The 23,385-nt window shown below is 41.5% G+C and carries 23 protein-coding genes; 17 read left to right on the forward strand and 6 right to left on the reverse strand.

The features are described 5' to 3' along the window. Positions 1-12: 12 nt before the first annotated feature. Together MURRU_RS05755 and MURRU_RS05760 are read right to left on the reverse strand one after the other, a co-directional pair. Entirely contained in the window at positions 13-1,008 is a 996-nt protein-coding gene (locus MURRU_RS05755; RefSeq protein ID WP_014032496.1) for an acyl-ACP desaturase, read from the reverse strand. 45 nt (positions 1,009-1,053) lie between these two features. Further along, the gene (locus tag MURRU_RS05760) at positions 1,054-1,779 is read right to left on the reverse strand and encodes a metallophosphoesterase (protein WP_014032497.1); all 726 of its coding nucleotides are present in this window, start codon (positions 1,777-1,779) and stop codon (positions 1,054-1,056) included. Positions 1,780-1,931: 152 nt separating this feature from the next. Between MURRU_RS05760 and MURRU_RS05765 the strand changes: the two genes are divergently transcribed. Next, positions 1,932-2,876 carry a carbohydrate kinase family protein gene (locus MURRU_RS05765; RefSeq protein ID WP_014032498.1) on the forward strand — a complete coding sequence of 315 codons (945 nt, stop codon included), beginning with the start codon at positions 1,932-1,934 and terminating at the stop codon, positions 2,874-2,876. Between the two features lie 13 nt (positions 2,877-2,889). Here MURRU_RS05765 and MURRU_RS05770 read toward each other — a convergent pair whose 3' ends face one another. The 3 genes from MURRU_RS05770 to MURRU_RS05780 are packed head-to-tail and all read right to left on the reverse strand — an operon-like array spanning position 2,890 to position 5,661. Then, positions 2,890-4,026: an ATP-binding protein gene (locus tag MURRU_RS05770; RefSeq protein WP_014032499.1), complete on the reverse strand. Its 1,137-nt coding sequence runs from the start codon at positions 4,024-4,026 to the stop codon at positions 2,890-2,892. After that, complete coding sequence (locus tag MURRU_RS05775; RefSeq protein ID WP_014032500.1) at positions 4,023-4,778, reverse strand: SDR family NAD(P)-dependent oxidoreductase; 756 nt, start codon at positions 4,776-4,778, stop codon at positions 4,023-4,025. The genes MURRU_RS05770 and MURRU_RS05775 overlap by 4 nt, the downstream gene beginning before the upstream one ends. Before the next feature lie 10 nt (positions 4,779-4,788). Continuing rightward, a complete protein-coding gene (locus MURRU_RS05780) occupies positions 4,789-5,661 on the reverse strand; it encodes an aldo/keto reductase (RefSeq protein ID WP_014032501.1) in 873 nt (290 codons plus the stop codon). Positions 5,662-5,820: 159 nt separating this feature from the next. Between MURRU_RS05780 and MURRU_RS05785 the strand changes: the two genes are divergently transcribed. From MURRU_RS05785 to MURRU_RS05820, 8 genes are all read left to right on the forward strand, one after another. Next, on the forward strand, positions 5,821-6,822 hold the full coding sequence (locus MURRU_RS05785; RefSeq protein ID WP_014032502.1) for an AAA family ATPase: 1,002 nt from the start codon (positions 5,821-5,823) through the stop codon (positions 6,820-6,822). Between the two features lie 69 nt (positions 6,823-6,891). Further along, on the forward strand, positions 6,892-7,758 hold the full coding sequence (locus MURRU_RS05790; RefSeq protein ID WP_014032503.1) for a DUF58 domain-containing protein: 867 nt from the start codon (positions 6,892-6,894) through the stop codon (positions 7,756-7,758). Then, a complete protein-coding gene (locus MURRU_RS05795) occupies positions 7,758-9,419 on the forward strand; it encodes a BatD family protein (RefSeq protein ID WP_014032504.1) in 1,662 nt (553 codons plus the stop codon). Before MURRU_RS05790 ends, MURRU_RS05795 begins: the two co-directional genes overlap by 1 nt. Further along, complete coding sequence (locus MURRU_RS05800) at positions 9,420-10,418, forward strand: vWA domain-containing protein (RefSeq protein ID WP_014032505.1); 999 nt, start codon at positions 9,420-9,422, stop codon at positions 10,416-10,418. It abuts the gene before it with no gap. 3 nt (positions 10,419-10,421) lie between these two features. Further along, positions 10,422-11,468 carry a VWA domain-containing protein gene (locus tag MURRU_RS05805; RefSeq protein WP_014032506.1) on the forward strand — a complete coding sequence of 349 codons (1,047 nt, stop codon included), beginning with the start codon at positions 10,422-10,424 and terminating at the stop codon, positions 11,466-11,468. Between the two features lie 10 nt (positions 11,469-11,478). Then, complete coding sequence (locus MURRU_RS05810) at positions 11,479-12,354, forward strand: tetratricopeptide repeat protein (protein ID WP_313777681.1); 876 nt, start codon at positions 11,479-11,481, stop codon at positions 12,352-12,354. Next, positions 12,354-14,147, forward strand: a complete 1,794-nt coding sequence (locus MURRU_RS05815; protein ID WP_014032508.1) for a BatD family protein — start codon at positions 12,354-12,356, stop codon at positions 14,145-14,147. Before MURRU_RS05810 ends, MURRU_RS05815 begins: the two co-directional genes overlap by 1 nt. Before the next feature lie 2 nt (positions 14,148-14,149). Further along, a complete protein-coding gene (locus tag MURRU_RS05820; protein WP_041801354.1) occupies positions 14,150-14,908 on the forward strand; it encodes an SH3 domain-containing protein in 759 nt (252 codons plus the stop codon). Positions 14,909-14,955: 47 nt separating this feature from the next. Here MURRU_RS05820 and MURRU_RS17900 read toward each other — a convergent pair whose 3' ends face one another. Next, complete coding sequence (locus tag MURRU_RS17900) at positions 14,956-15,132, reverse strand: hypothetical protein (protein WP_187289873.1); 177 nt, start codon at positions 15,130-15,132, stop codon at positions 14,956-14,958. A gap of 228 nt (positions 15,133-15,360) precedes the next feature. Between MURRU_RS17900 and MURRU_RS05830 the strand changes: the two genes are divergently transcribed. The 8 genes from MURRU_RS05830 to MURRU_RS05865 all read left to right on the forward strand — a co-directional run bounded on the left by MURRU_RS05830 (position 15,361) and on the right by MURRU_RS05865 (position 23,374). Next, positions 15,361-16,944, forward strand: coding sequence for a SulP family inorganic anion transporter (locus MURRU_RS05830; protein WP_014032511.1), 1,584 nt, complete (start codon positions 15,361-15,363; stop codon positions 16,942-16,944). Between the two features lie 11 nt (positions 16,945-16,955). Further along, entirely contained in the window at positions 16,956-17,582 is a 627-nt protein-coding gene (locus tag MURRU_RS05835) for a carbonic anhydrase family protein (RefSeq protein WP_014032512.1), read from the forward strand. 102 nt (positions 17,583-17,684) lie between these two features. Then, entirely contained in the window at positions 17,685-19,538 is a 1,854-nt protein-coding gene (locus MURRU_RS05840) for a SulP family inorganic anion transporter (protein WP_014032513.1), read from the forward strand. 12 nt (positions 19,539-19,550) lie between these two features. Next, on the forward strand, positions 19,551-20,243 hold the full coding sequence (locus MURRU_RS05845; RefSeq protein ID WP_014032514.1) for a membrane protein: 693 nt from the start codon (positions 19,551-19,553) through the stop codon (positions 20,241-20,243). Beyond that, positions 20,236-21,255, forward strand: a complete 1,020-nt coding sequence (pheS, locus tag MURRU_RS05850; RefSeq protein WP_014032515.1) for a phenylalanine--tRNA ligase subunit alpha — start codon at positions 20,236-20,238, stop codon at positions 21,253-21,255. The genes MURRU_RS05845 and pheS overlap by 8 nt, the downstream gene beginning before the upstream one ends. Positions 21,256-21,263: 8 nt before the next feature. Further along, the gene (locus tag MURRU_RS05855) at positions 21,264-21,662 is read left to right on the forward strand and encodes a hypothetical protein (protein ID WP_014032516.1); all 399 of its coding nucleotides are present in this window, start codon (positions 21,264-21,266) and stop codon (positions 21,660-21,662) included. Positions 21,663-21,765: 103 nt separating this feature from the next. Then, positions 21,766-22,245, forward strand: a complete 480-nt coding sequence (locus MURRU_RS05860; RefSeq protein ID WP_014032517.1) for a GbsR/MarR family transcriptional regulator — start codon at positions 21,766-21,768, stop codon at positions 22,243-22,245. Between the two features lie 52 nt (positions 22,246-22,297). Then, complete coding sequence (locus MURRU_RS05865; RefSeq protein WP_041801828.1) at positions 22,298-23,374, forward strand: efflux RND transporter periplasmic adaptor subunit; 1,077 nt, start codon at positions 22,298-22,300, stop codon at positions 23,372-23,374. Positions 23,375-23,385: the final 11 nt, after the last annotated feature.

Genomic DNA, 23,385 nt, shown 5'->3' on the forward strand with positions numbered 1-23,385 from the left:
TTAACTTGTTTTCTACAACATTCCGTTGGCTTCTACCCATTTAAAAGTATGCTGCTCTTGCGAAAATTTCATGCGTTCGGATATGCGTTGTAACCTTTCGGGGAGTTTCATCAGATAATCCCTGGCCTTTTCTGCTTGGTCAGAAAGTCCGCGAAGGTTTCCTATATCCCAGTAATCGTTCAGTTTTTTCAAAATATCAATATAGTCTTGTGAGGTATACACCCCTAAACGTTGGGCACAATTGGAAAACTGTTCGAATGCCTCTCCTATACTTCCGCCCGATTCCCTAAGAAAATGGGCCGGCATCACAATTTTTTTCTTCATCATATCTGCAAAGGCCAAGACCATTCCATCGGGGTCCTGCCCCATAATGGTCTTTACAAATTCGCGATATGCCAAATGGTGCCTCATTTCATCACCTGCAATTATGGTGCACATTTTTGCGAGCAGTACATTGCCTTTATTTCTGGCCATTTTACCGACTCTCTTGTGCGAAATATTCGTTGCCAACTCTTGGAAAGTGGTATATACAAAGTTCTTGTAGGGATCCCTGTCCGTACCGATATCGAATCCGTCGGATATTAAGTGTTGTGTAGTTATCTCAATCTCGCGCATGTTTACACGGCCAGAGAGGTAAAGATACTTGTTCAAAACATCTCCGTGTCTATTCTCCTCGGCAGTCCAGGCACGTACCCATTTGCTCCATCCATTGTCCTTGCCATTGTGCTGATCAATGCCTTCCACATCCATCAACCAAGATTCGTATGTAGGGAGGGCTTCTTCTGTAATGGTATCAGCTACAAGGGTTACCCAAAAATCGTATCCCAATTCCTTCGCCTCTCCGCGAATCTTTTCTACTTCATCAAAAAAATTATCGCTTTGGGAGTCTGGCAAAAAATCGGTGGGTTGCCATATTTTTTCTGTTGGTATAAGAAATTCATCAATAAACCCTTCAACTTTGGGTTCAATCGCCTGCATTACTTCCAATCTTATATTTTTAATCGACATATAGGGGTTTTTTACAAAGGTCACTATAATTTAATAAAATAAACACTAATTTCTACCTCTTTCACCAGGATAAAATGTGTGTACCGGGTCACTTTGCCAATATTTTTTGGTTTCTACGTCCATTATCGTCAATCCACCCTTGAATGCAGCCCCTGTATCCACGTTCCAAACATTGGCTTTGTTCTGTGGTTGCACAAACTCGTTTTTGGACAAAGGGGTATGTCCTATGTAAATTTCTTTGTAGTGGGTCAACCGTTTTGGAAACTTAGGGTTGGTAGGCTTCAAATCAGGATTAAGTGCAGTTACCAATTCCCATAATGTCCTGTCCCAATAAAAAGTTTGCTCAAAATATTCGTAATCTACTCCCTTAAGGTTTGTGTAGCCCGCGTGCAAATACAACCGGTCGTCATCTGCGAGATGGTAATTTTGCAATTCTTTATAAAACTTCAAATGTAGTTCCCATGTATCCCTATCTGCATTCAAATAAGAATCTCTGGTTGCAATGCCGCCGTGTGCCAACCATTGCGGGTTTTCTTTTTGATCTACCAACCAAGCCCTACAGAGCTCGTCATGATTTCCGCGAATAAAAGTGCAGTTATATTCACTTTTGAGCTGAATCAAAAAATTTACGGTTTCCACTGCCGTGCTCCACCCGTCTACATAATCGCCCAAAAATATGATGTGATCTTTGGAGCTGACATTGGCCTTGCCTATTAATTGCTCCAACGCCCGTACCCCTGAATGGATGTCGCCCACAACCAGTGTTCGCATAGAAAAGTTTTTGACAAAATTACGCACAAATGCTTGGCTGATGAAAAATCATGGTGGCTTTATCTAGCATTTAACCTATATTTCAAATTAACCTAGCTGTTTTTTGGACATGGTATAATTTTCTATGTACCTTAGAATATTCCGAAAGCATTATGAAAAAAGTTTACTGCATTGGTGAAGTGTTGATTGATTTTGTTGCCGAACGGCAAGGAAGCGACCTTTCCAAAGCAAACGAGTTTACCAAAAAAGCAGGGGGTGCTCCTGCCAATGTGGCCTGCGCCATATCCAAATTAGGAGGAAACGGTATTTTTATTGGGTGCGTCGGGGACGACCCATTTGGAAAATTTTTATTGGAAACCCTGAAAGAGGTTGGCGTTGACGTTTCGTTGGCCCAATTATCGGATACTTTCACCACCCTGGCCTTTGTATCGCTTTCGGAAGATGGGGAACGCGATTTTGTTTTTAGCAGGGGTGCCGATAAGGAATTGAAATATAATCCCGACCTAAGAAAGAACCTTCCCGGAAATATTCTTCACTTGGGGGCCGCGACTGCTCTTTTGGGCGGACCTTTGGAAAAAACATATAGCAAATATCTTTTTGATGGCCTTACCAAGGAAATGTTCATCTGTTTTGACCCAAATTTTAGAAGCGACCTTTGGAAAGACGACGAAGATACCTTCATAAAAAAGTGCATGCCCTTTGTGGAAAAATCACATTTGTGCAAGTTCAGCCAAGAAGAAGCACAACTTATTTCAGGTAAAGAAGATTTACATGAAGCCTGTGATGTTTTGCACAAGGCCGGAACGAAAATAATTACCGTTACCTTGGGAAAAGATGGCACCTTACTGAGCATGAACGGCGCCAAAAAAGTAATTCCGAGTGTAAAGGTAGCTCCCAAAGACACCACTGGTGCTGGAGACGCTTTTATAGGGTGTTTATTGTATCAAATTTCCGATTTGGGCAATTTTGGCCCTGTTTTCGAGGATTTTTCTTTAGTTGAAAACATGGTCGCCTTGGCGAACAAAGCAGGGGCCATTACCACTACAAATTATGGCGCTATTGTTGCCTTGCCTACAAAAGAGCAACTCGAAAAATAGATGAACCAAGCGACTAAGCGTACCTTACTTTTCTTAGAATACGCTGGGATTCCTTTAAGGATTGGTAAATATTGCTATCGTAATCTTTTAACAACGCCCTTGAACCGTCCATTTTTTCCTTGGCCTCCTCAAAACCGTTCAAATAACAAATAAGATAGGTTGCTGGGAGGTGGGTCATATCTGTATGCTCCGAATCTGTTAACGGAATACGGTTTTCCAACTTTTTGAGCAACGCATTATTGGAATTGTAAACGTGATAAAGCGTTTTTTTATCAAACTGTGGCGGCTCAAATATTAATTTACTGTTGATGGTGTACTTGCCATTATCCGAAAATGTGATCACCACTTCTTCCAATGGATAATATTTTTGTTGAGAGCCCAACCCCAATTGAACATACTCCAAGGTTTTGAAGTGATTATCATCATAATCAATAGTGATTTCGTCCAAAGCGGAATAAAACAGTTTTACCTGTTCGTTAATGAGTTCTATATCCACTCGGGAATAGTAGATTTTGCCTTTTACTTTTTTCTTGTTCCCTGCCCAACAGACCACGAATTGTTCTTTAAAGACTTTGTAGTCGCTAGTGAGGTCGGGATGCCTAGTGTTGAAGAACTTTATGACCGCATCCAATGTCAATTCTATGTTATTCCGCGCGTGCTGTTCAATCGTCGCCACCTTATCGGAGTTGATGTCCTTTAGCTCAATATCAAAAGCTTTGGGCAAGCTGATACTGCCTTCCCTAAAAAAGACCGCGCCCCCATAATACTTCCAAATATTTTTGCGAAGGGCACAAACTTTTCCGTTGGACCTGATTGTTACGAGACCAACCACCTTGCCTTCGGGCAAATGGGGAAAGGGAATGTTTTCATAAGAAATTAGAGGAGGATTGTCCAAATAGGCATTGACGAGGTTCTGGATTTTGCTGTCATCAAAAAAATCAACGCCAACAATGGTATTGTCTTCATCCTCCACCCCGATCACAATAAAGGAATTGTTCTTTGGATTGCTATTGGCCAAAGCACAGACATGTTTAAGAAACTTCGCTTTGCCTTCTTTTTCGCCAATGGATATAAAACGCTTTTTGTCGTAAAAACTATTCTCATCATTGTGGGCCAAAAGATTTTTTACGAGTAGGCGTTTATTGATCATAGTTCCTTCTTCACAATTGTGCTGCTGGCCTGTGCGGTGGGCATTACTACAAGGTCGGCAATGTTCACATGGTAGGGTCGTGTTACCACAAACAGGATAATATCCGCAATATCCTCTGGTTTTAACGGTTCAAAGCCTTTGTACACGTTTGATGCCTTATCACTATCTCCCTTAAAGCGAACATCACTGAACTCAGTTTCCACCAATCCAGGGTTTACGGCTCCTACGCGAATACCATAAGCATTCAAATCTATCCGCATACCTTGATTAATGGCATCTACGGCATGTTTACTGGCACAGTACACATTTCCGTTGGGATATACTTCCTTCCCCGCCGTGGAGCCAATGTTGATGATATGCCCAGATTTGCGCTCCACCATTTGGGGAATAATGGCTTTGGACATATACAACAACCCCTTTACATTAATGTCCAACATGGCATCCCAATCATCTGGATTGCCTTTATCAATAGGGTCCAATCCATGGGCATTGCCAGCATTGTTGACCAAAATGTCTATTTCTGAAAATTCCTTGGGCAAACTTTCAATGGCCGAGAACACATCCTCTCGATTTCTAACATCAAAATTTAACGTAAAGATTGCTGTATCTCTTCCCAATTCATTTTTGAGTTCTTCCAAACGTTCCTGTCTTCTCCCACAAAGAATTAAATTAAATCCCTGCTTTGCAAAAAGCTCTGCCGCTGCTTTACCTATTCCACTTGTAGCTCCTGTTATTAATGCTGTTTTACCCATTTTCCATTTTTTACGGAACATCGTGTCCTTGGCTCGCCACAAAAAGGGCAAACCAATCTTGAAGTTCCAATTCTATTTTGCTGGCCTTTGCGGCCAATTCCATTCTTTTTTTGTTTGTGGTTCCAATAACCGGATGCACTTTTGCAGGGTGTTTTAAAATCCAGGCCAAGAGCAACTGGCTCTCATCAGCATCATACTTGTCCATCAAAGGTCCCATCACCTCTTTTATTCGTTCTACTTGCTCATCATCTTCCCTAAAAAGTGTTCCCAACGGGCTCCATGCCATGGCCATTCTTTTGTTGGCAATGCAATCATCAAAAGTTCCATCGTACATAGGATTGTGATGCGTCAAAGAAAATTCGACCTGATTTCCTTCAACGGGTATGGCTGTTTCCAACATAGCCACTTGAGAGGCTGTAAAGTTAGATACCCCAAACTGTTTTATTTTTCCACTTTGCAATAACTGCTGGGCAGCTTCGGCCATCTCTTCGGCCTCCATCAAAGGACTTGGTCTGTGCATTAAAAAAAAGTCCAAATAATCCGTTTTCAACTTTTTTAAAGATTCTTCTGCAGACCAAATAATATATTCCTTGTCATACTGGTAATGATTGATTCGGTTATTCCTGCCACGGGTCATTTGAATACCACATTTGGTAATCAGTTGGATATCCTCCCTTTTAATTCCACTTTTCCCAAATGCCTGTCCAAAGTCGGCCTCGGTGGAATAGCTTCCATAAATATCGGCATGGTCAAAAGTGGTTAGGCCACAGGCAATGCTGTGATGCATTAATTCAATCATTCCCTTTTTGGAAAGTTTTTTCCCCCAACTTCCCCATGTCATCGCTCCCGATATAATGCGGGAAAAATTCGTTGTCCTTTCCATAAGTGCTGAAAGTATAAAATTAAAGCCTTAAATCCTTCATAAAACTAGGGGTTTAGCGTTTTTTTTAACCATTAATTAACAGCTAGGTTTTAAATAAATTTTCATTTTGCACACCTTAGCAAAAACCCCGACATTAACACCAAACAATAAAAGTATATAATGGAAGAAAACACTACTATTGATATTAGTGCTGTGAATGAAAAAATCGCCCAGGAAAGCGCTTTTATTGACCTTTTAAGGGTTGAGATGAACAAGGCCATTGTGGGGCAGAACCACATGGTGGAGCGCTTACTGATAGGTCTATTGGGAAAAGGCCACATTCTGCTCGAAGGTGTTCCCGGATTGGCAAAGACGTTGGCCATCAACACTTTGGCCAAAGCGGTGAAAGGAAGCTTTAGCAGAATACAGTTTACGCCCGACCTTTTGCCCGCAGATGTAATCGGCACATTGATATACAACATAAAAGAGAACGATTTCTCCATTAAAAAAGGACCCATCTTTGCCAACTTTGTTTTGGCAGATGAGATCAACAGGGCTCCCGCAAAAGTACAGTCGGCACTTTTGGAGGCCATGCAGGAAAAACAGGTAACCATCGGGGACGAAACATTTATATTGGATGCGCCATTCTTGGTAATGGCTACCCAAAACCCTGTGGAGCAAGAAGGCACCTACCCATTACCTGAAGCACAGGTAGATAGGTTTATGTTGAAAACCGTGATAGACTACCCAAAATTAAACGAGGAACAACTGATTATCCGTCAAAACCTAAAAGGTACAACCGAGGCCGTTAACCCCGTAGTTTCCTTGGAGCAAATTCTAAGGGCCCAAGAAGCTGTTGGCGAGGTTTATATGGACGAAAAAATCGAAAAATATATTCTCGACCTCATCTTTGCTACGCGTTACCCAGAAAAATACAACTTGGAAAGCTTAAAGCCGCTCATCAGTTTTGGTGCTTCCCCAAGAGGTAGCATCAACTTGGCGAAAGCGTCCAAATGCTACGCGTTCATCAAGCGAAGAGGTTATGTGGTTCCCGAAGATGTTAGGGCCGTGGTGCACGATGTACTGCGTCACCGAATCGGAATCACCTACGAGGCCGAGGCAGAAAATATTACTTCCGAAGAAATCATCAACAAGATTGTAAACGAGGTAGAGGTGCCTTAGCGGTTCAATGTTTATCGGAATAAGTAGCAATACTTTTAACCAACCCGAAAACCTATTTTTTTGAACCAAATGGATACAAAGGAACTACTAAAAAAAGTACGTAAAATTGAAATAAAGACCCGCCGTCTTTCCGACCATATTTTTGGTGGGGAATACCACTCTACGTTCAAAGGTCGGGGGATGACGTTCAGCGAAGTACGCCAGTATCAGTTTGGTGATGATGTGCGAAGCATTGACTGGAACGTTACCGCACGCTACAACGAACCTTACGTAAAGGTTTTTGAAGAAGAGCGCGAACTCACCATGATGTTGATGGTGGATGTGAGCGGGTCGGAACTTTTTGGTACCTCAAATCAATTTAAAAAAGAAATCGTCACGGAGGTTTCCGCCACGCTTGCTTTTTCCGCGCTTCAGAACAACGATAAGGTGGGACTTATCCTTTTTTCTGATGAAGTGGAACTTTATATCCCTCCCAAAAAAGGAAAAAGTCATGTACTTCGAATTATTAGGGAATTGCTGGAGTTCCACCCAAAAAGCAGCGAGACAAATCTTGCCGAAGCTTTGAAGTTCCTTACCAATGTGATGAAGAAAAAGGCCATTGTTTTTGTACTATCGGATTTTATTGCCGATGATTACAACAACACACTTCGCATTGTGGGCAACAAACACGATGTAACGGGAATCAGGGTATACGACGAACGTGAGGAGACCATCCCAAACTTGGGAATGGTACAAATGCAAGATGCCGAAACAGGGGAAATACAGTTGGTAAACACCCAATCCAAACAAGTTCGATTGGCCTATGGACAACACTACAAAGACAAAGTGGCCTATTTCACCAATTCCTTTAACAAATCAGGCTGCGGGGTAATCAATTGTAGAGCAGACGAAAGCTATGTAAAAAAGCTATTGGGGTATTTTAAACGAAGAGGATAATGCGAATGAACGGTCTACATAAAATAAGAAGCAAAACAAAGTTCCGATCAGTTTGGGGGATCATGTTGTTTCTATTGCTGATGCCCATGGTCGGTTTTTCGCAAACAGGACCCAAAGTTGATGCCGAAGTGGACACCTTGGCCATTAAAATTGGGGAACAGATTCAATACAAAATTACGGTTGAGACGGATTCTACCGATGTGGTTTTCTTTCCCGAAGGACAAACCTTTTCCCCACTGGAAACCGTAGAGGCCATTATGGCCGACACCCTCAAAAATGATGAGAAGGTCATCCTTCAAAAAATATATTCCCTAACCCAGTTCGATAGTGGGGCGTACACCATTCCCCCACAGCGAATCGCCATCAACGAGCAACCTTTTTTCACGGATTCTTTCCAGGTAAAAGTCGCGGACGTAGTGGTGGACACCACCAAGCAAAAAATGTACGACATTAAACCTCTAATTGAAGTAGAGCGAAGTACCGCTGGTATGTGGCTCACCGCGCTTTGGATTCTTTTGGGGTTGATTGTGGCCGGCGGATTGGTCTATTGGTTCTTTTTAAGAAAAAAACCTTTGACCGAGGAAGAAAAAGTGGCCTTGCTTCCTCCGTACGACCGTGCCCTTATGGAGCTTAAAAAGTTGGAGAACTCCAGATACCTTATTCAGGACGAATACAAGCAATATTATTCGGAACTTACCGATATTGTTCGGTCCTATCTGGAAGAAGATGTACACGTCACTGCCATGGAAAGCACCACTTCCGAACTCATCACCAAACTGGAAATGTTAAGGGATGCCGGTGAGCTTAAATTGGAAGACGACACGCTGCAACAATTTCAAAAAATATTACAAACTGCAGATTTGGTAAAGTTCGCCAAGTCCAAACCTGCCTCATCCATTGCGGAGCAGGATAGAAAATTGGTCGAGGACATTGTGACCAAAACCCACGAAGGACTTCCGGAACCCACAGAAGAAGACCTTTTGCTGGATGAAGAATATCTGGAAGAACTGGCCAGAAAAAAACAACGCAAAAGAATTTACTGGGCCGCAGCCATTTTTGCAGGAATCATTGTTTTGGGAGGTATTGCCTCGGTAACCTATTTCGGGGCCAAAAAAGTTAGGGATACCGTTTTCGGTTATCCCACCAAAGACCTTTTGGAAGGCGAATGGGTGGCAAGTTCCTATGGTTTCCCTCCTATTCAACTGGAAACCCCAGATGTACTGGTACGTCAAGAATTGGAACTTCCCAAAGAGACCAAAGAGCTTATCAAAGAGCTTCAAGCATTCTCCTACGGTAGTTATGTCGGGATTTTTTCGGTAAGCACAAGCTCCATCACATTTAAAGAACAGAAAGAAGAACCCCAATTTGATGCAGTAATCAGTTCCACCCTGACCAATTTTGAACAGTTGGGACTAAAAAATATCATTACCAAACAAGAAGAATTTGTGACCCAATCTGGCGTAAAGGGCATGAAAACCTTTGGCACGGGAACTTTGGAAAGGCCCAATGGTGATTCCAAAAGAGCAAAGTACAATATTCTCTCTTTTGGTGGTAAGGGCTTTATTCAACAAGTAGTAATCACTTGGGAAGAAGGCGATGAATATGCAGAAGAGATCGTAGATCGAATTTTAGGGAGTTTGGACGTAAAAACACAGGCATAAATGTTTGAGAATATAGAATTTGCAAATCCTGAATTTTTCTGGTTGCTACTTTTGCTGCCATTGGCTTTGCTATGGTATTTTTTCAAACGAAAAAATGAAATGGCCTCCCTGCGCATTTCCAGCATCAAAGGATTCACGGTAAAGAGTTGGGTCTCAAAACTAAAACCTGTTCTATTCGGTATTCGACTGTTGGCTTTGGCTGCAATCATAACAGCATTGGCCAGACCTCAGACCGAAGATATTTCAACACGAACCAAAACAACCAAGGGTATAGATATTGTAATGGCCATCGATGTATCGTCCAGTATGTTGGCCCGAGACCTAAAGCCCAACCGATTGACTGCCTTAAAAGAAGTGGCGGCGGACTTTATTGAAGGACGCCCGAATGATCGTATTGGTTTAGTGGGCTACGCGGGCGAAAGCTATACGAAAACCCCTATTACCAGCGATAAGGCCATTGTTTTGAATGCCCTCGAAGAAATTACCTATGGCGTATTGGAAGATGGAACCGCAATCGGAATGGGCTTGGCGACATCGGTAAACCGACTAAAAGAAAGCAAGGCCATAAGTAAAGTTATCATTCTTTTAACGGACGGTGTCAATAATTCTGGCTTTATTGAACCTAGAACCGCAGCCGACCTTGCCGTTGAGTTTGGAATCAAGACATACACCATTGGTCTGGGAACCAACGGAAATGCATTGTCTCCCATCGGCTACAATAGGGATGGCTCCTATAGATACGGAATGCGACAAGTGGAGATTGATGAAGAATTGCTCAAAGAAATTGCAGAGGTAACAGGAGGAAAATATTTCCGTGCTACCGATAATGAATCCTTGGAAGCCATTTATAACGAAATCAATAAGTTGGAAAAAACAGAAATAGAGGAATTCAAATATTACAAGTACGAAGAAAAATTTAGACCGTTGATTTTCTTGGCCGGAATTTTATTGTTGTTGGAATGGGGATTGCGAAATTCCATATTTAAAAGTTTTATTTAGCGAATGATTCAGTTTGACGAAAAAATATATTTCTACCTCTTGGCCATTATTCCGGTAATGGTCCTGACGTTCTTTTTTCTTCAAATCTGGAAGAGAAAGACACAAAAACGTTTTGCAGATTCAAGCCTTTTAAAACGTTTAGCGCCTAACAAATCCAGTTTTAAATCCACTATTAAATTGGTGTTTCTGTTAGCTGGCCTTGCTTTTTTGGTACTGGGACTGGTAAACCCCAAAATAGGGACAAAGCTGGAAACCGTAAAACGCGAAGGTGTGGACATCGTTTTTGCCATTGATGTCTCCAAAAGTATGCTTGCAGAGGACATTGCCCCCAACCGTTTGGAAAAGGCCAAACGCATTGTTTCGGAAATCATCAACCAATTGGCGAGCGATCGTATAGGAATTATCGCCTACGCTGGGCAAGCCTATCCGCAATTGCCCATTACCACGGATTATGGTGCCGCTAAAATGTTCTTGCAGAGCATGAATACTGATATGCTCTCATCACAAGGAACCGCCATCAACGCCGCCATAGATTTGGCCAGTACTTATTATGATGATTCCCAACAAACCAACAGGGTACTTTTTATTGTTTCTGATGGGGAAGACCACTCCGAAAGTTCCACCATCGATGCAGTTGAAAAAGCTACACAGAACGGGATTCGTATTTATACCATTGGTGTGGGACAAGCCAAAGGAGCTCCGATTCCCATCAAAAAGAACGGTATTGTAGAAAGTTTGAAAAAGGACAACCAAGGTGAGGTTGTCATCACAAAATTGAACGAAAACATATTAACAGAGATTGCCGACAGGGGCAATGGCGATTATATTGATGGCTCAAACACAGAAAATGCCGTGGAGTTCATCAAAGAGGAACTGAATAGGATGGACAAAACAGAATTTGAAGCCAAGCAATTTGCAGAGTACAAGGACCAATTCCAATGGTTCCTTGCCGCTGGCTTTTTATTTTTATTTTTGGACATCTTCGTTTTGGATAGAAAAACACAGTGGTTGAAAAAACTGAATCTTTTTAATGAGCATGATGATGACTAAGATTAAGTTGATGTTTGGACTATTGCTATGTTTCGGGATGGTCCAAGCGCAGGACGACATGACCGAAAAAGCGAACAAAGAAGCGGAGAAAGCATTGCAAGCCTCTGCTAATCTTACCTATGAGGCCAACGAAGAACTTACCGCCAACGATTTTGTTACAGCAGAGGCCGATTACAGAAGGGCCATTTCCAAAAGCAATAAAAATGCCGCCGCCCGATTTAATTTAGGAAACGCCTACTACAACAGGGAAAGTTTTGGAGAAGCTTTTGGAAGGTACAAACAGGCAGGAGAAGTTGCCGAGGATAAAGGAGAAAAGCACAAGGCATTCCATAACATGGGCAACGTGTTCATGAAACAGAAAGATTACAAGCAAGCCGTTGAGGCCTACAAACAAGCCTTAAGAAAAAATCCTAACGACGACGAGACCCGTTACAATCTTGCCTTGGCCAAAAAGATGCTCGAGAAACAAGAGGACGAGCAAAAGAACGACCAAAACAAGGACAACGAAGACAAGAAAGATCAGGAAAACGAAGACAAGGATAAAAACCAAGATCAGAACAACGAAGGAGGGGACAACGAGAAGAAAGACGAAGGCGAGCAAAAAGAAGACGAAAACAAGGACAAAGGCGATCAAGGTGAAAATGGAGAGGATAAGCCTAAGGAAAATCAAAAAGGCGATGGGGACAAGAAGAAAGAGCAAGAGAAAAAGCCCAATGAAGGTGACCAGCCTGAAGATAAAAAACAACAACCCAGACCCAATCAACTATCCCAACAGCAGATTCAGAATTTGTTAGAGGCCATGCAGAACGAAGAGAAAAAAGTGCAGGAGAAAATGGAGGCCCGAAAAGTTCGAGGCAAAAAAATTAAAAACGAGAAAGATTGGTAATGAAAGTGTTGAAGGGCAACATATTGTTTATTCTGGGAATGTTACTCTTTACGGGCTTACATTCACATGCCCAAGACGATGCAGAAGCAGAAGAGATTACGTTTACCATGAACTTGAGCAAAGAGGAATTGGGGCTAAACGAACGTCTTCGGGTAGATTTTACCATGAACAAGGACGGCGACAACTTTAAGCCGCCCCAATTCAATGGGTTCAATGTTGTAATGGGACCTTCGCAATCCATTAGCTCTTCTTGGGTAAATGGCAAGCGTAGTTTTTCCAAAACCTACACCTATATTTTGGTGCCCACGGCCAGGGGAAGCTTCACCATAAATCAGGCCACCATCGAGATTGATGGCCAAACATACAAGACAACACCTAAACAAGTAGAGGTAACCGCAGCCGTGGACAAACCCAACTCGCAAAAAACAGTGGATGATGTTGCCGACGAAAGTCTTCATTTGGTTGCAGAAGTATCAAAAGGCAACCCTTATTTAAATGAAGCTGTTACCGTAGTCTATAAGCTGTATGTAAGTCCAAACATAAGTGTTACAAATTACCGTCCATTGGACAATCCTACCTATAATAATTTTTGGAGCCAAGATATTCCGGTTACCAAGCACACCGCGCAAAACGGCACTTACCAAGGTAAACCCTATAGATATGTGGTTTTAAAACGAGTGGTACTGTACCCTCAAAGATCAGGACAGCTGGACATTGAGCCACTTTCTCTCGAGATTTTTGTTGATGTACCCACCAACAGAAGAGACTTTTTTGGTGGCCGAATTTATACCTCAACAAGTAAGACTGTTTCTGCCGGTAGCAGAACCATTAACGTAAAACCATTGCCTGAAGCTGGAAAACCAGCTAATTTCAGTGGAGCAGTCGGAGATTTTGATTTTTCGGTGAGCACTAGCAAAACCCAACTGAATGCCTCGGAGTCGCTTCAGGCCAAAGTTGAAGTTACTGGAAAAGGGAACTTGAAATTGTTCCAACTTCCAGAGCCAGAACTGCCAAGTTCTTTGGAAGTATATGATCCCGAATATGAGGAATCCATCAACACCTATAGTACTGGTATGGAGGGAAAAGTGGCCAATAATTATACCATTGTTCCTTCATTTAGGGGAAAATATCCCATTCCAAGTATTTCTTTCAGCTATTTTAATCCGAGTACAGGTAACTATAAAACCATTAATTCAGAAGAAATCAATATTGAGGTAATCGAAGGACCTACAAGTGGCTCGGCCAATATAACAAGCCCCTCTGCCAACAAGCAATTGGTTGTACCGACCGGGGAGCAGTTTCATTTCATCAACATAAACCCGAACCTGAGCCCTATTGGTATTGATCGCTTTTTTGGCTCAAGACTCTTTTTTATTCTTTTGCTGGCCCCATTATTGTTGATTCCAATAGCCATTTTCACATTTAAAAAGAGAGAGGCCATTGCCAGCGATGTGGTCGGGAACAAAATAAAGAAAGCCAACAAACTGGCCAGAAAATATCTTTCAACAGCTAAAAAGGAACTCGGGAACAAAGAAGCATTCTATGTGGCACTTGAAAAAGGCTTGCACAATTATTTAAAGGCCAAATTGCATATAGAGACATCCGAATTCAGCAAGGATAAAATTACAAGTATTCTTTCGGAAAAAAATGTTGGCCAAAAGGATGTTGATGGCTTTATAGCATTACTGACCAGTTGTGAAATGGCACGTTATAGCCCGTTTTCCAATGTGCAGATGCAACAAGATTATGAAAAAGCAAGTGAAGTAATTTCTAATTTGGACAAACAGTTATGAGCATGAAAAAGATAGTCCTTTTATTTTGTATGCTTTCGCTCTCTTTTGGATTTTCCCAAAACGAGGCTCTGTTTAATGAAGCCACCGAACTTTACAATAATGGGGAATACTCCGTAGCTATTGAAAATTACAAAGAAATTGTAGAAAATGGCGAGCATTCAGCCGCACTGTATTTTAATTTGGGGAATTGCTACTACAAACTCAATTCCATTGGCCCCAGTATCTATTACTACGAAAAAGCATTGCTTCTTGACCCACATAATAGGGAAATCCAAAATAATTTAGCGTTTGCCCAAAATATGAGGCTGGATGCCATTGAGGAGGTTCCTACAACGGGGGTATCCAAAATCTACAAATCAGTTGTGGGCTTGCTCTCCTATAATCAATGGGCTTATTTGGCCGTTGGATTGGTCTTTTTGTTTGTTTTGGCCTATATGGCCTATTATTTTCTTAGACCAGCCAACCAAAAGAGGGCTGCATTTATTTCAAGTATGCTCTCTCTTGCTTTGTGCGCTGTCTCTGTTTTAATGGCCTACCTTGGCTATCAACAATACAAAAACGATGACCCGGCCATAGTTTTTGAGAAAGAAGTCAATGTTAGTTCAGAACCTAATACCAACAGTAGCACTATCTTTACCATTCACGAAGGAACCAAAGTGAATATTTTGGACGAACTGGACGATTGGAAAAGAATACGTATTGCCGATGGGCAGACAGGATGGTTGTTGAGTGACAATATTAAGTCGTTGAAAGACTTTTAGGCATTATTTAACAAATATATCTGCATCGTGCCTTAATTTTGCGACAACTATACTATAATGCGAATACTGGCCATACCTTTTATTTCTATCTTAATGGTGTCAATTTTGTTGACATCATCCTTTATTCCTCTTTTGGGAAAGGAATACTGTACCGCCATTATTCTTGGTTCTTCCGAAGAGGAGAACAATACGCATGATACTTCGAGTAGCAAAACATTTGACATAAAATATTTTATGTCAAAAAGTTTTATTTCAGCGGATCCATCCATAAATCAGGAAAAAAATAATGATGCATTAGGATATGCATTCGCTGTATTGGAGTTTACCCTTGAAACACTAGACCCCCCTCCCCGAAAATTGGTTTAACATTCGTATTCTCGTTTAAATCAAATTTTAATTGTCCTTTACTACCAAATTTTATCTGATGTAGAGGACCAATCTTGTTTATTATTATGTTCAAGTATATAAAAAATGACTTGCCTGCCAGTATTGTGGTCTTTTTTGTGGCACTACCGCTTTGTTTAGGTATTGCCTTGGCCAGTGGTGCCCCTTTATTTTCGGGACTTATTGCAGGTATTATTGGGGGAATCGTTGTAGGTGCACTAAGTGGTTCCCAAATTGGGGTAAGTGGCCCTGCTGCAGGACTTGCAGCCATTGTACTAACCGCTATCGGCACCTTGGGAGGGTATCAAAACTTTCTGGTTGCCGTAGTTTTAGGTGGTATAATCCAGCTTATTTTCGGATTTCTAAAGGCCGGTATTATTGCCTATTATTTTCCATCATCGGTAATTAAAGGTATGCTCACTGGTATTGGAATCATCATTATTCTAAAGCAAATTCCCCATTTTTTTGGTTATGATGCCGACCCGGAAGGTGATTGGGCCTTCTTTCAAGTAGATGGTGAAAACACCTTTAGTGAAATTATAAACTCCATCAATTTTATAAGCCCCGGGGCAACCCTTATCGCTGTTGTTGCCTTGGCCATACTTATTTTGTGGGGTCAGGTTTTAACGAAGAAATCCAAGATCTTTGAGCTTATACAAGGACCTTTGGTCGCTGTGGTTATTGGAATTGTGTATTATTCATTGACCCAGGGCAATGGCACTTGGGGAATCTCGCAAGAGCATTTGGTAAGCGTTCCGGTACCGGATAGCTTTGATTCGTTCTTGGGCTTTTTTAGTTTTCCCAATTTCTCCGCCATATCTAACCCGGAAGTTTGGATAACAGGTTTCACCATTGCATTGGTAGCCAGTTTGGAAACATTGCTCTGTGTAGAGGCAACGGATAAATTAGATCCTGAAAAAAGAACAACGCCCACCAACCGTGAACTTAGGGCCCAAGGAGTTGGAAATATGCTTTCTGGTTTGGTCGGAGGGCTTCCGGTTACACAGGTAATCGTTCGTAGTTCGGCCAATATTCAATCCGGAGGTAAAACAAAGGCTTCTGCTATCATCCACGGATTCTTTCTACTCGGTTCGGTAATATTGATACCGACCTTGCTCAATAAGATTCCGTTGTCCGTTTTGGCCGCCATATTGTTTATTGTGGGTTTTAAACTCGCAAAGCCATCGCTTTTCAAAACCATGTACCAAGCAGGTTGGAAACAATTTGTTCCCTTTGCGGTAACCGTAGTAGGTATTGTTTTTACAGACCTTTTGGTCGGAATCAGTTTAGGCCTTGGAGTTGGTATTGTCGTTGTTCTTATCAAAAGCTACCAAAACTCCCACTTCCTTCATATTGAAGATAAGAGCAATGGAGCGCATAAAATTAAAATGACCCTTGCGGAAGAGGTTACCTTTTTTAACAAAGGTGCCATTTTAAAAGAGTTGGACAGTCTTCCTGAAAACTCTTATCTTGAATTGGATGTTAGAAAAACACGTTTTCTTGATAATGATATCGTGGAAATCCTAGAAGACTTTTCAAACAAAGCGAAGAACAGGAACATCGACATAAAAATTATTTCGGAAAAAGGCGAAATTGAAAATCCAGATAGTTACATCGAATTTTTTAATCTAAGACCGAAAAAATCGGCATAAAATATTTTAGCATGAAAGCACACACAAAAGAAACGCAGTCATCCATGACGCCAGAAAAAGCCATTCAATTTTTGAAGGAGGGCAATCAACGTTTTCAACAAAACTTAAAAGCGAACAGAAACCTGTTGGAACAGGTAAATGATACAAAGGACGGTCAATTTCCGTTTGCGACCATTTTAAGCTGCATTGATTCAAGAGTATCCGCTGAGCTTGTTTTTGACCAAGGGTTGGGGGACATTTTTAGTATAAGAATTGCAGGGAATTTTGTTAACGAAGATATCTTGGGCAGCATGGAGTTTGCTTGCAAATTGGCAGGAACAAAAACCATTGTAGTTTTGGGGCATACTGCCTGTGGAGCGGTAAAAGGAGCATGCGACCATGCTCGTTTGGGCAATCTTACGGCATTGATCAACAAAATTGAACCTGCCGTGGCCGCTGTCCACGAACCTAAGGACGAATCTTTAAGAAACTCTAAAAATTTAGAGTTTGTCGATGCGGTTTCGGTCAAAAACGTTGAAATGACCTTGGAAAACATCAGAAATCAAAGTAACGTTCTAAAAGAAATGGAAGACAATGGAGAAATTGCCATAGTCGGTGCCATGTACGATATCTCTGATGGTAAAGTTACCTTTCTGTAGCACCACAGAATAACTTTATGTAAAAAATGCCGGTATATCTTATTACCGGTATTTTTTATTCATAATATTGTTATATTAAAGCTACGCAAACAACACTATACTATGTTTAAACACCTAAAAGGAGATTTGTTCGGAGGAATTACTGCAGGCATTGTGGCCCTTCCCTTGGCCCTTGCCTTTGGTGTAAGTTCTGGATTAGGGCCTAGCGCAGGTTTGTACGGTGCGATTTTCATCAGTTTTTTTGCTGCTCTTTTTGGAGGAACCAATACACAAATTTCGGGACCCACCGCTCCGATGACAGCCGTGAGCATGGTGGTCATCGCGGGTATCATTGCCGTTAACGATGGAGATATCAACAAGGCGCTTCCCGCTATTTTAACCGTTTTCCTATTGGCAGGAATTATGCAGGTTGGTTTGGGCCTATTGGGCATGGGAAAATATATAAAGTACATTCCATATCCTGTGGTTTCTGGTTTTATGACCGCTATTGGAATCATCATTTTAGTTACCCAAATATTGCCGGCCGTAGGGTATTACCCCAAGGAGGACGAAGGCTATGTCAATCAATTTATGCCCGAAGCCGAAGAGGCGATTTTAGATAATATACTGCAAGAAGAGGCCGGTGAGGGAATTTTAGTTTTGGAAGACTTTACGGAAACCATTAAGCGTGCCGAAAAAATCACACATGCCGATATGCTCAAAGAGGCTGGTACCTTGGCCTCAAAAGACGCATCGGGAGTATTGGGAACATTTAAAGTACTGCCCAGGGCACTCAAGGACATTGACTGGCTGGAATTGGCCTTGGCTTTGGCAACCATTATCATTATTTACGGTTTTAAACGAATAACTACGGCCATCCCCAGTACATTGGTTGCCCTGATCGTAGTTTCTGGTGCGGCTTTCGGATTTGGATTGGATTACAGGCCCATTGAACAGATTCCAAGTGGACTGCCCATTCCCAACTTAGAAATTTTTACATCGTTCAACCTTAGTGTTGTCACGCCCTATATTTTCACCGCACTCACGCTGGCACTGCTTGGCGCCATAGACTCATTGCTTACCTCCGTGGTTGCAGACAATATGACCCAGACCAAACATAAACCCAACAAGGAGTTGGTAGGCCAGGGTATTGGAAACAGTATTGCAGCTATTTTTGGAGGGCTTCCTGGCGCTGGTGCCACCATCAGGACCGTGGTAAACATAAACTCCGGGGGGAAAACAAGGCTGTCCGGTATGATTGCTGGACTACTTTTGCTCATTATTTTACTTGCCTTGGGACCAGTAGCATCGCAAATACCCGCCGCAGTATTGGCAGGTATTTTGGTAACAGTAGGTATTGGTGTGATGGATTACAGAGGCTTAAAAGCCATTCCCCATCTGCCCAAAGACATGAAAATAGGGCCTCTAAAACTCAGTTCCGAAGTAATTATCATGTTGGTGGTAATGGTATTGTCATCCATTTGGAACTTGGTATATGCCGTTGGAATCGGCCTTGTAATTGCCTCTTTGATGTTTATGAAGAAAATTGGAGATTTAACTGCGCAACGCTCTAATGTAAAGGCCCTACGGGAAGAAGCGTGGTCCGACGAAAAAAATATACCTCAAAAAATTAAGGATAAGGTTTTCATAAAACACATAAAAGGGCCTTTGTTTTTTGGATCTACCAACGAATTTCAACAACTCGCTTCACAAATACCCGAAGATGCCTCTACAGTAATAATACGGATGGGCAGAATGCAGTATATGGACCAAACGGGCCTATATGCCATGGAAGATGTTTTGCAAGATTTAAAACGAAAAGATATTCTTGTGCTCTTGGTGAATATTCTGGACCAACCCAGATACATGCTGGAACGTATTGATATTGTTCCAGATCTTATCCCGGAAAAATATATCTTCAAAAGCTTTAAATCCTGTTTGGATTGGGTGGATACAAACTTAAACCACCAAGAATAATATACGTTTTTGATGTTTCTTCGAGAGTTCCCACAAGATTCAGGACCTATATATCTGGAAACCGTTGAGGGTAGGTTTCCCGTTGAACCCTTTAATACCTATAGCAACCTCATTTTTTTGGTGCTGGTTATCTATTGGGGGCTCAAAGTGTACAGAAATCCTAAAGAACACCAATTTTTAGCATGGATACTTCCCATAATTGGCGCCAGTTATATTGGTGGAACTATCTACCATGCCACCCGGAGCCACGAATTCTGGTTGCGTTTGGATTGGATGCCCATTATGCTTTTGTGCGGGGCATTGGTGATTTATTTTATTTTTAAACTGGTAAGTTTATGGTGGCAACGGCTCCTATTGATCATTGTATTGCTCGGGGCTTCTTTTTTATTTCGGATTCTGCCCATCCCACCAAGATTAAGGATTTCTTTAGGATATGTAATAACGGCAATAACCATACTTGTTCCCATAGCTTGGTATTTGGTCAGGACCAAGGGAAAGAACATCATTTTTGTGATTGTTTCCTTTGTAATTTTCGGAATCGCCATCTTCTTTAGGAGCATTGATCTGCATCAAAATTTCTTTCCGATGGGAACCCATTGGCTGTGGCATCTTTTGGGTGGAATTGCAGTACATTTTCTTATTGCCTATATATTCAAGGACAATTTGCTAAATTTGTCCGCCAATAGCATAAGCAATCATGATTGATACCATAAAGGAACACATAGCCGAAGTAGAAAAATTTACTTCAACCTCAATAGAAGAAATTGAAGCATTCCGAATCAAGTATTTAGGAAAAAAAGGGCTTTTGAACAGTTTCTTTGCCGAATTTAAGAATGTACCCAACGAACAAAAGAAAGATTTTGGCAAGGTTGTCAATCAATTGAAAGATGCCGCTACCGATAAAGTCAATGCCCTTAAGGAAACCTTGGAGAGCCAAACAGAAACTGTTGGTAAATATGGGGATTTGACACGCCCTGGGGAGCCTGTTGAAATTGGTTCCCGCCATCCCATCAATATTGTAAAGAATCAGATCATCGATATTTTCTCCCGAATCGGGTTCAATGTTTCCGAAGGCCCCGAAATTGAGGATGACTGGCACAACTTTACGGCACTAAACCTTCCGGAATACCACCCTGCAAGAGACATGCAGGATACTTTTTTCATACAAACGGACCCGGATATCCTTTTACGCACCCATACCTCATCCGTACAGGTAAGGTATATGGAGAGCAATAAACCGCCCATCAGGACCATTTCTCCAGGAAGGGTTTATAGAAACGAGGCCATATCGGCACGTTCCCATTGCTTTTTCCATCAGGTAGAAGGGTTGTATGTGGATAAGAACGTATCCTTTGCCGATCTGAAACAGACCTTGCAATATTTTACCTCGGAAATGTTCGGCAAGTCCAAAATTAGGTTGCGCCCTTCTTATTTCCCATTTACGGAGCCCAGCGCAGAAGTTGATGTTTACTGGGGCCTAGAGACCGAAACGGATTACCGCATGACCAAAGGTACCGGTTGGTTGGAAATAATGGGCTGTGGTATGGTAGACCCCAACGTACTTAAAAATTGCGGTATAGACCCCGATGTATATTCTGGATTTGCCTTTGGAATGGGAATAGACCGTATTGCGTTGTTGCTACATCAAATTTCCGACATTCGTCTCCTCAGCGAGAATGATGTTCGCTTCTTAGAACAATTCAAAAGCGCATTGTAGGTTATTTTATGAAAAAGGATATTGAAATTCCCGTAGCCAAGGATGTTCATGTTGTAATAATTCGAGAGTGGAACGATGAATTTCTATCCAAAGATTGGAATGCCTACCTGATCAATAACAGAACGGATACCATTGAAATGACCATTGTTGTTTCCAAAGGATTTGACGAGGATAAAAAAACCTCTACCATGCGGCATGGTATAGGAGTTCTTGAACCAAAATCCTTTAGAAAAATTGAATTCCTGCAAGAAGAAGTACTGGCACTCAACAACGAATTCTTCGTTACCTTTTTTGCCGAAAACAAACTGTTTGAAAAAAGGTTCCTATTTCCCAAACACACTATTGCTGAAGACCGTCTTACCACAATTCCAATCATAGATAAGGAAGGGATTCTCGCTAAGGATTGATGGGTGTTTTGTAAACCAAAACTTTCTTTTAACAAAAATTTAGTTCCTGTTAGTTCGTTTTGTTCCGAACCAATGTTAATTTTGCCTCTTCAAAATCCCTTTTATGGAGAAGTCGAAGGAAGAAATAATAGAAACTTTAGGACTCCATTTGGAGAAAGAGTATAATCTGCCTCCGCTGGCCGCCCGGTTATATACAATCCTGATTTTAACAGATGAAGACGGAATCACTTTTGAGGATTGTTTGGAAAAACGAGGTGCAAGCAAAAGCTCTACCTCTACCTCTTTGAACCTTTTATTAAACATGGGCTTGGTTACCTATTTTACCAAACCCAGTGATAGAAGAAGGTATTTCACCACCGCTAAGAAAAAGACTTTCTTTCTTTCCAAGCTTCAAGAAAACTTAAGTCGTATGGAAACCGAAAAAAATATAATCACCTTGGTTTTGGGCTATCATAAAAAAAATAGCCCTAAAAAATATGAAGAAGGTCAAGTAAGAACCCAAGTGTATCTGGATTATGTAAACGACAACGAGAAAATCCTAAAAAAATCAATCAAAAAATTAGAATCCATTATAGATGAGTAATCTCTCCAACAGTCATAAACCCAACAATAACCCTAACAACCTTAGTTTGTTCATGAAAACAATCAAACCAATATTAGTAGCAACAGCTGTGCTTTTGTTAATGTCGTGTGGGGGTAAAAACCAACAGCAAGCCGCTGCGCCTCAGGCACCTTCGCTCAAAGTAAGTACGCTTAAAAAACAGGATATTACGATATATAATTCGTATTCCACCAATATTCAAGGTGTACAAAATGTGGAAATCTGGCCAAAGGTTTCCGGATTTGTTCAAAAAATTTATGTGGAAGAAGGACAACAAGTAAAAAAAGGGCAGTCGCTCTTTAAACTGGAAACACAAACGCTTTCACAAGATGCCGAAGCTGCAAAAGCGGCGGTGAATGTGGCACAGGTGGAAGTGGACAAGTTGGTACCCTTGGTAGAAAAAAACATTATCAGCCAAGTACAATTGGAAACCGCCAAGGCACAATTGGAACAGGCAAAAAGCAACTATAACAGTATTGCCGCCAACATCGGCTATTCCAATATAGTGAGCCCGGTAAACGGGTATATTGGTGGGATTCCCTATAAAGTGGGCGCTTTGGTAAGCAGCACCATGGGGGAGCCACTTACCGTGGTATCCGACATTAGTAGCATTCGTGCATACTTTTCCATGACCGAGAAGCAATTGTTACAAATGAAGAGTGAAATGGCAGATAAAGGAGCTCCTGTTTCATCTGAAAATACTCCAGAAGTAGAACTTGTAATGGTAAATGGTGAAACCTATCCGCAAAAAGGAAAAATTGCCATGGTGAACAACATTATCAACCCAACCACGGGAAGTGTAACCCTAAGAGCAGATTTCAACAATCCCAACCGATTGTTGAGCTCTGGCAGTACGGGAACCATAAAGGTTCCGTCTACCTACGAAGATACTTTTGTTATACCTCAATTTGCCACAGTTGACCTCCAAGGCACTAAAATGGTATTTGTGTTGAACGATGACAACACGGTAAATACAAAACCATTGAACATTGTCGCACAAACCGATAAAGAGTTCATCGTAAACGAAGGTTTGAAAGAAGGAAGCACCATCGTAACCGAAGGGGTGTCCAAACTGAAAGATGGTCAAACCATCAAGCCCATAAAACAATAATCGCCATCAAT

Origin of the sequence: Allomuricauda ruestringensis DSM 13258 (assembly GCF_000224085.1) — a bacterium.
Classification (GTDB): domain Bacteria; phylum Bacteroidota; class Bacteroidia; order Flavobacteriales; family Flavobacteriaceae; genus Flagellimonas; species Flagellimonas ruestringensis.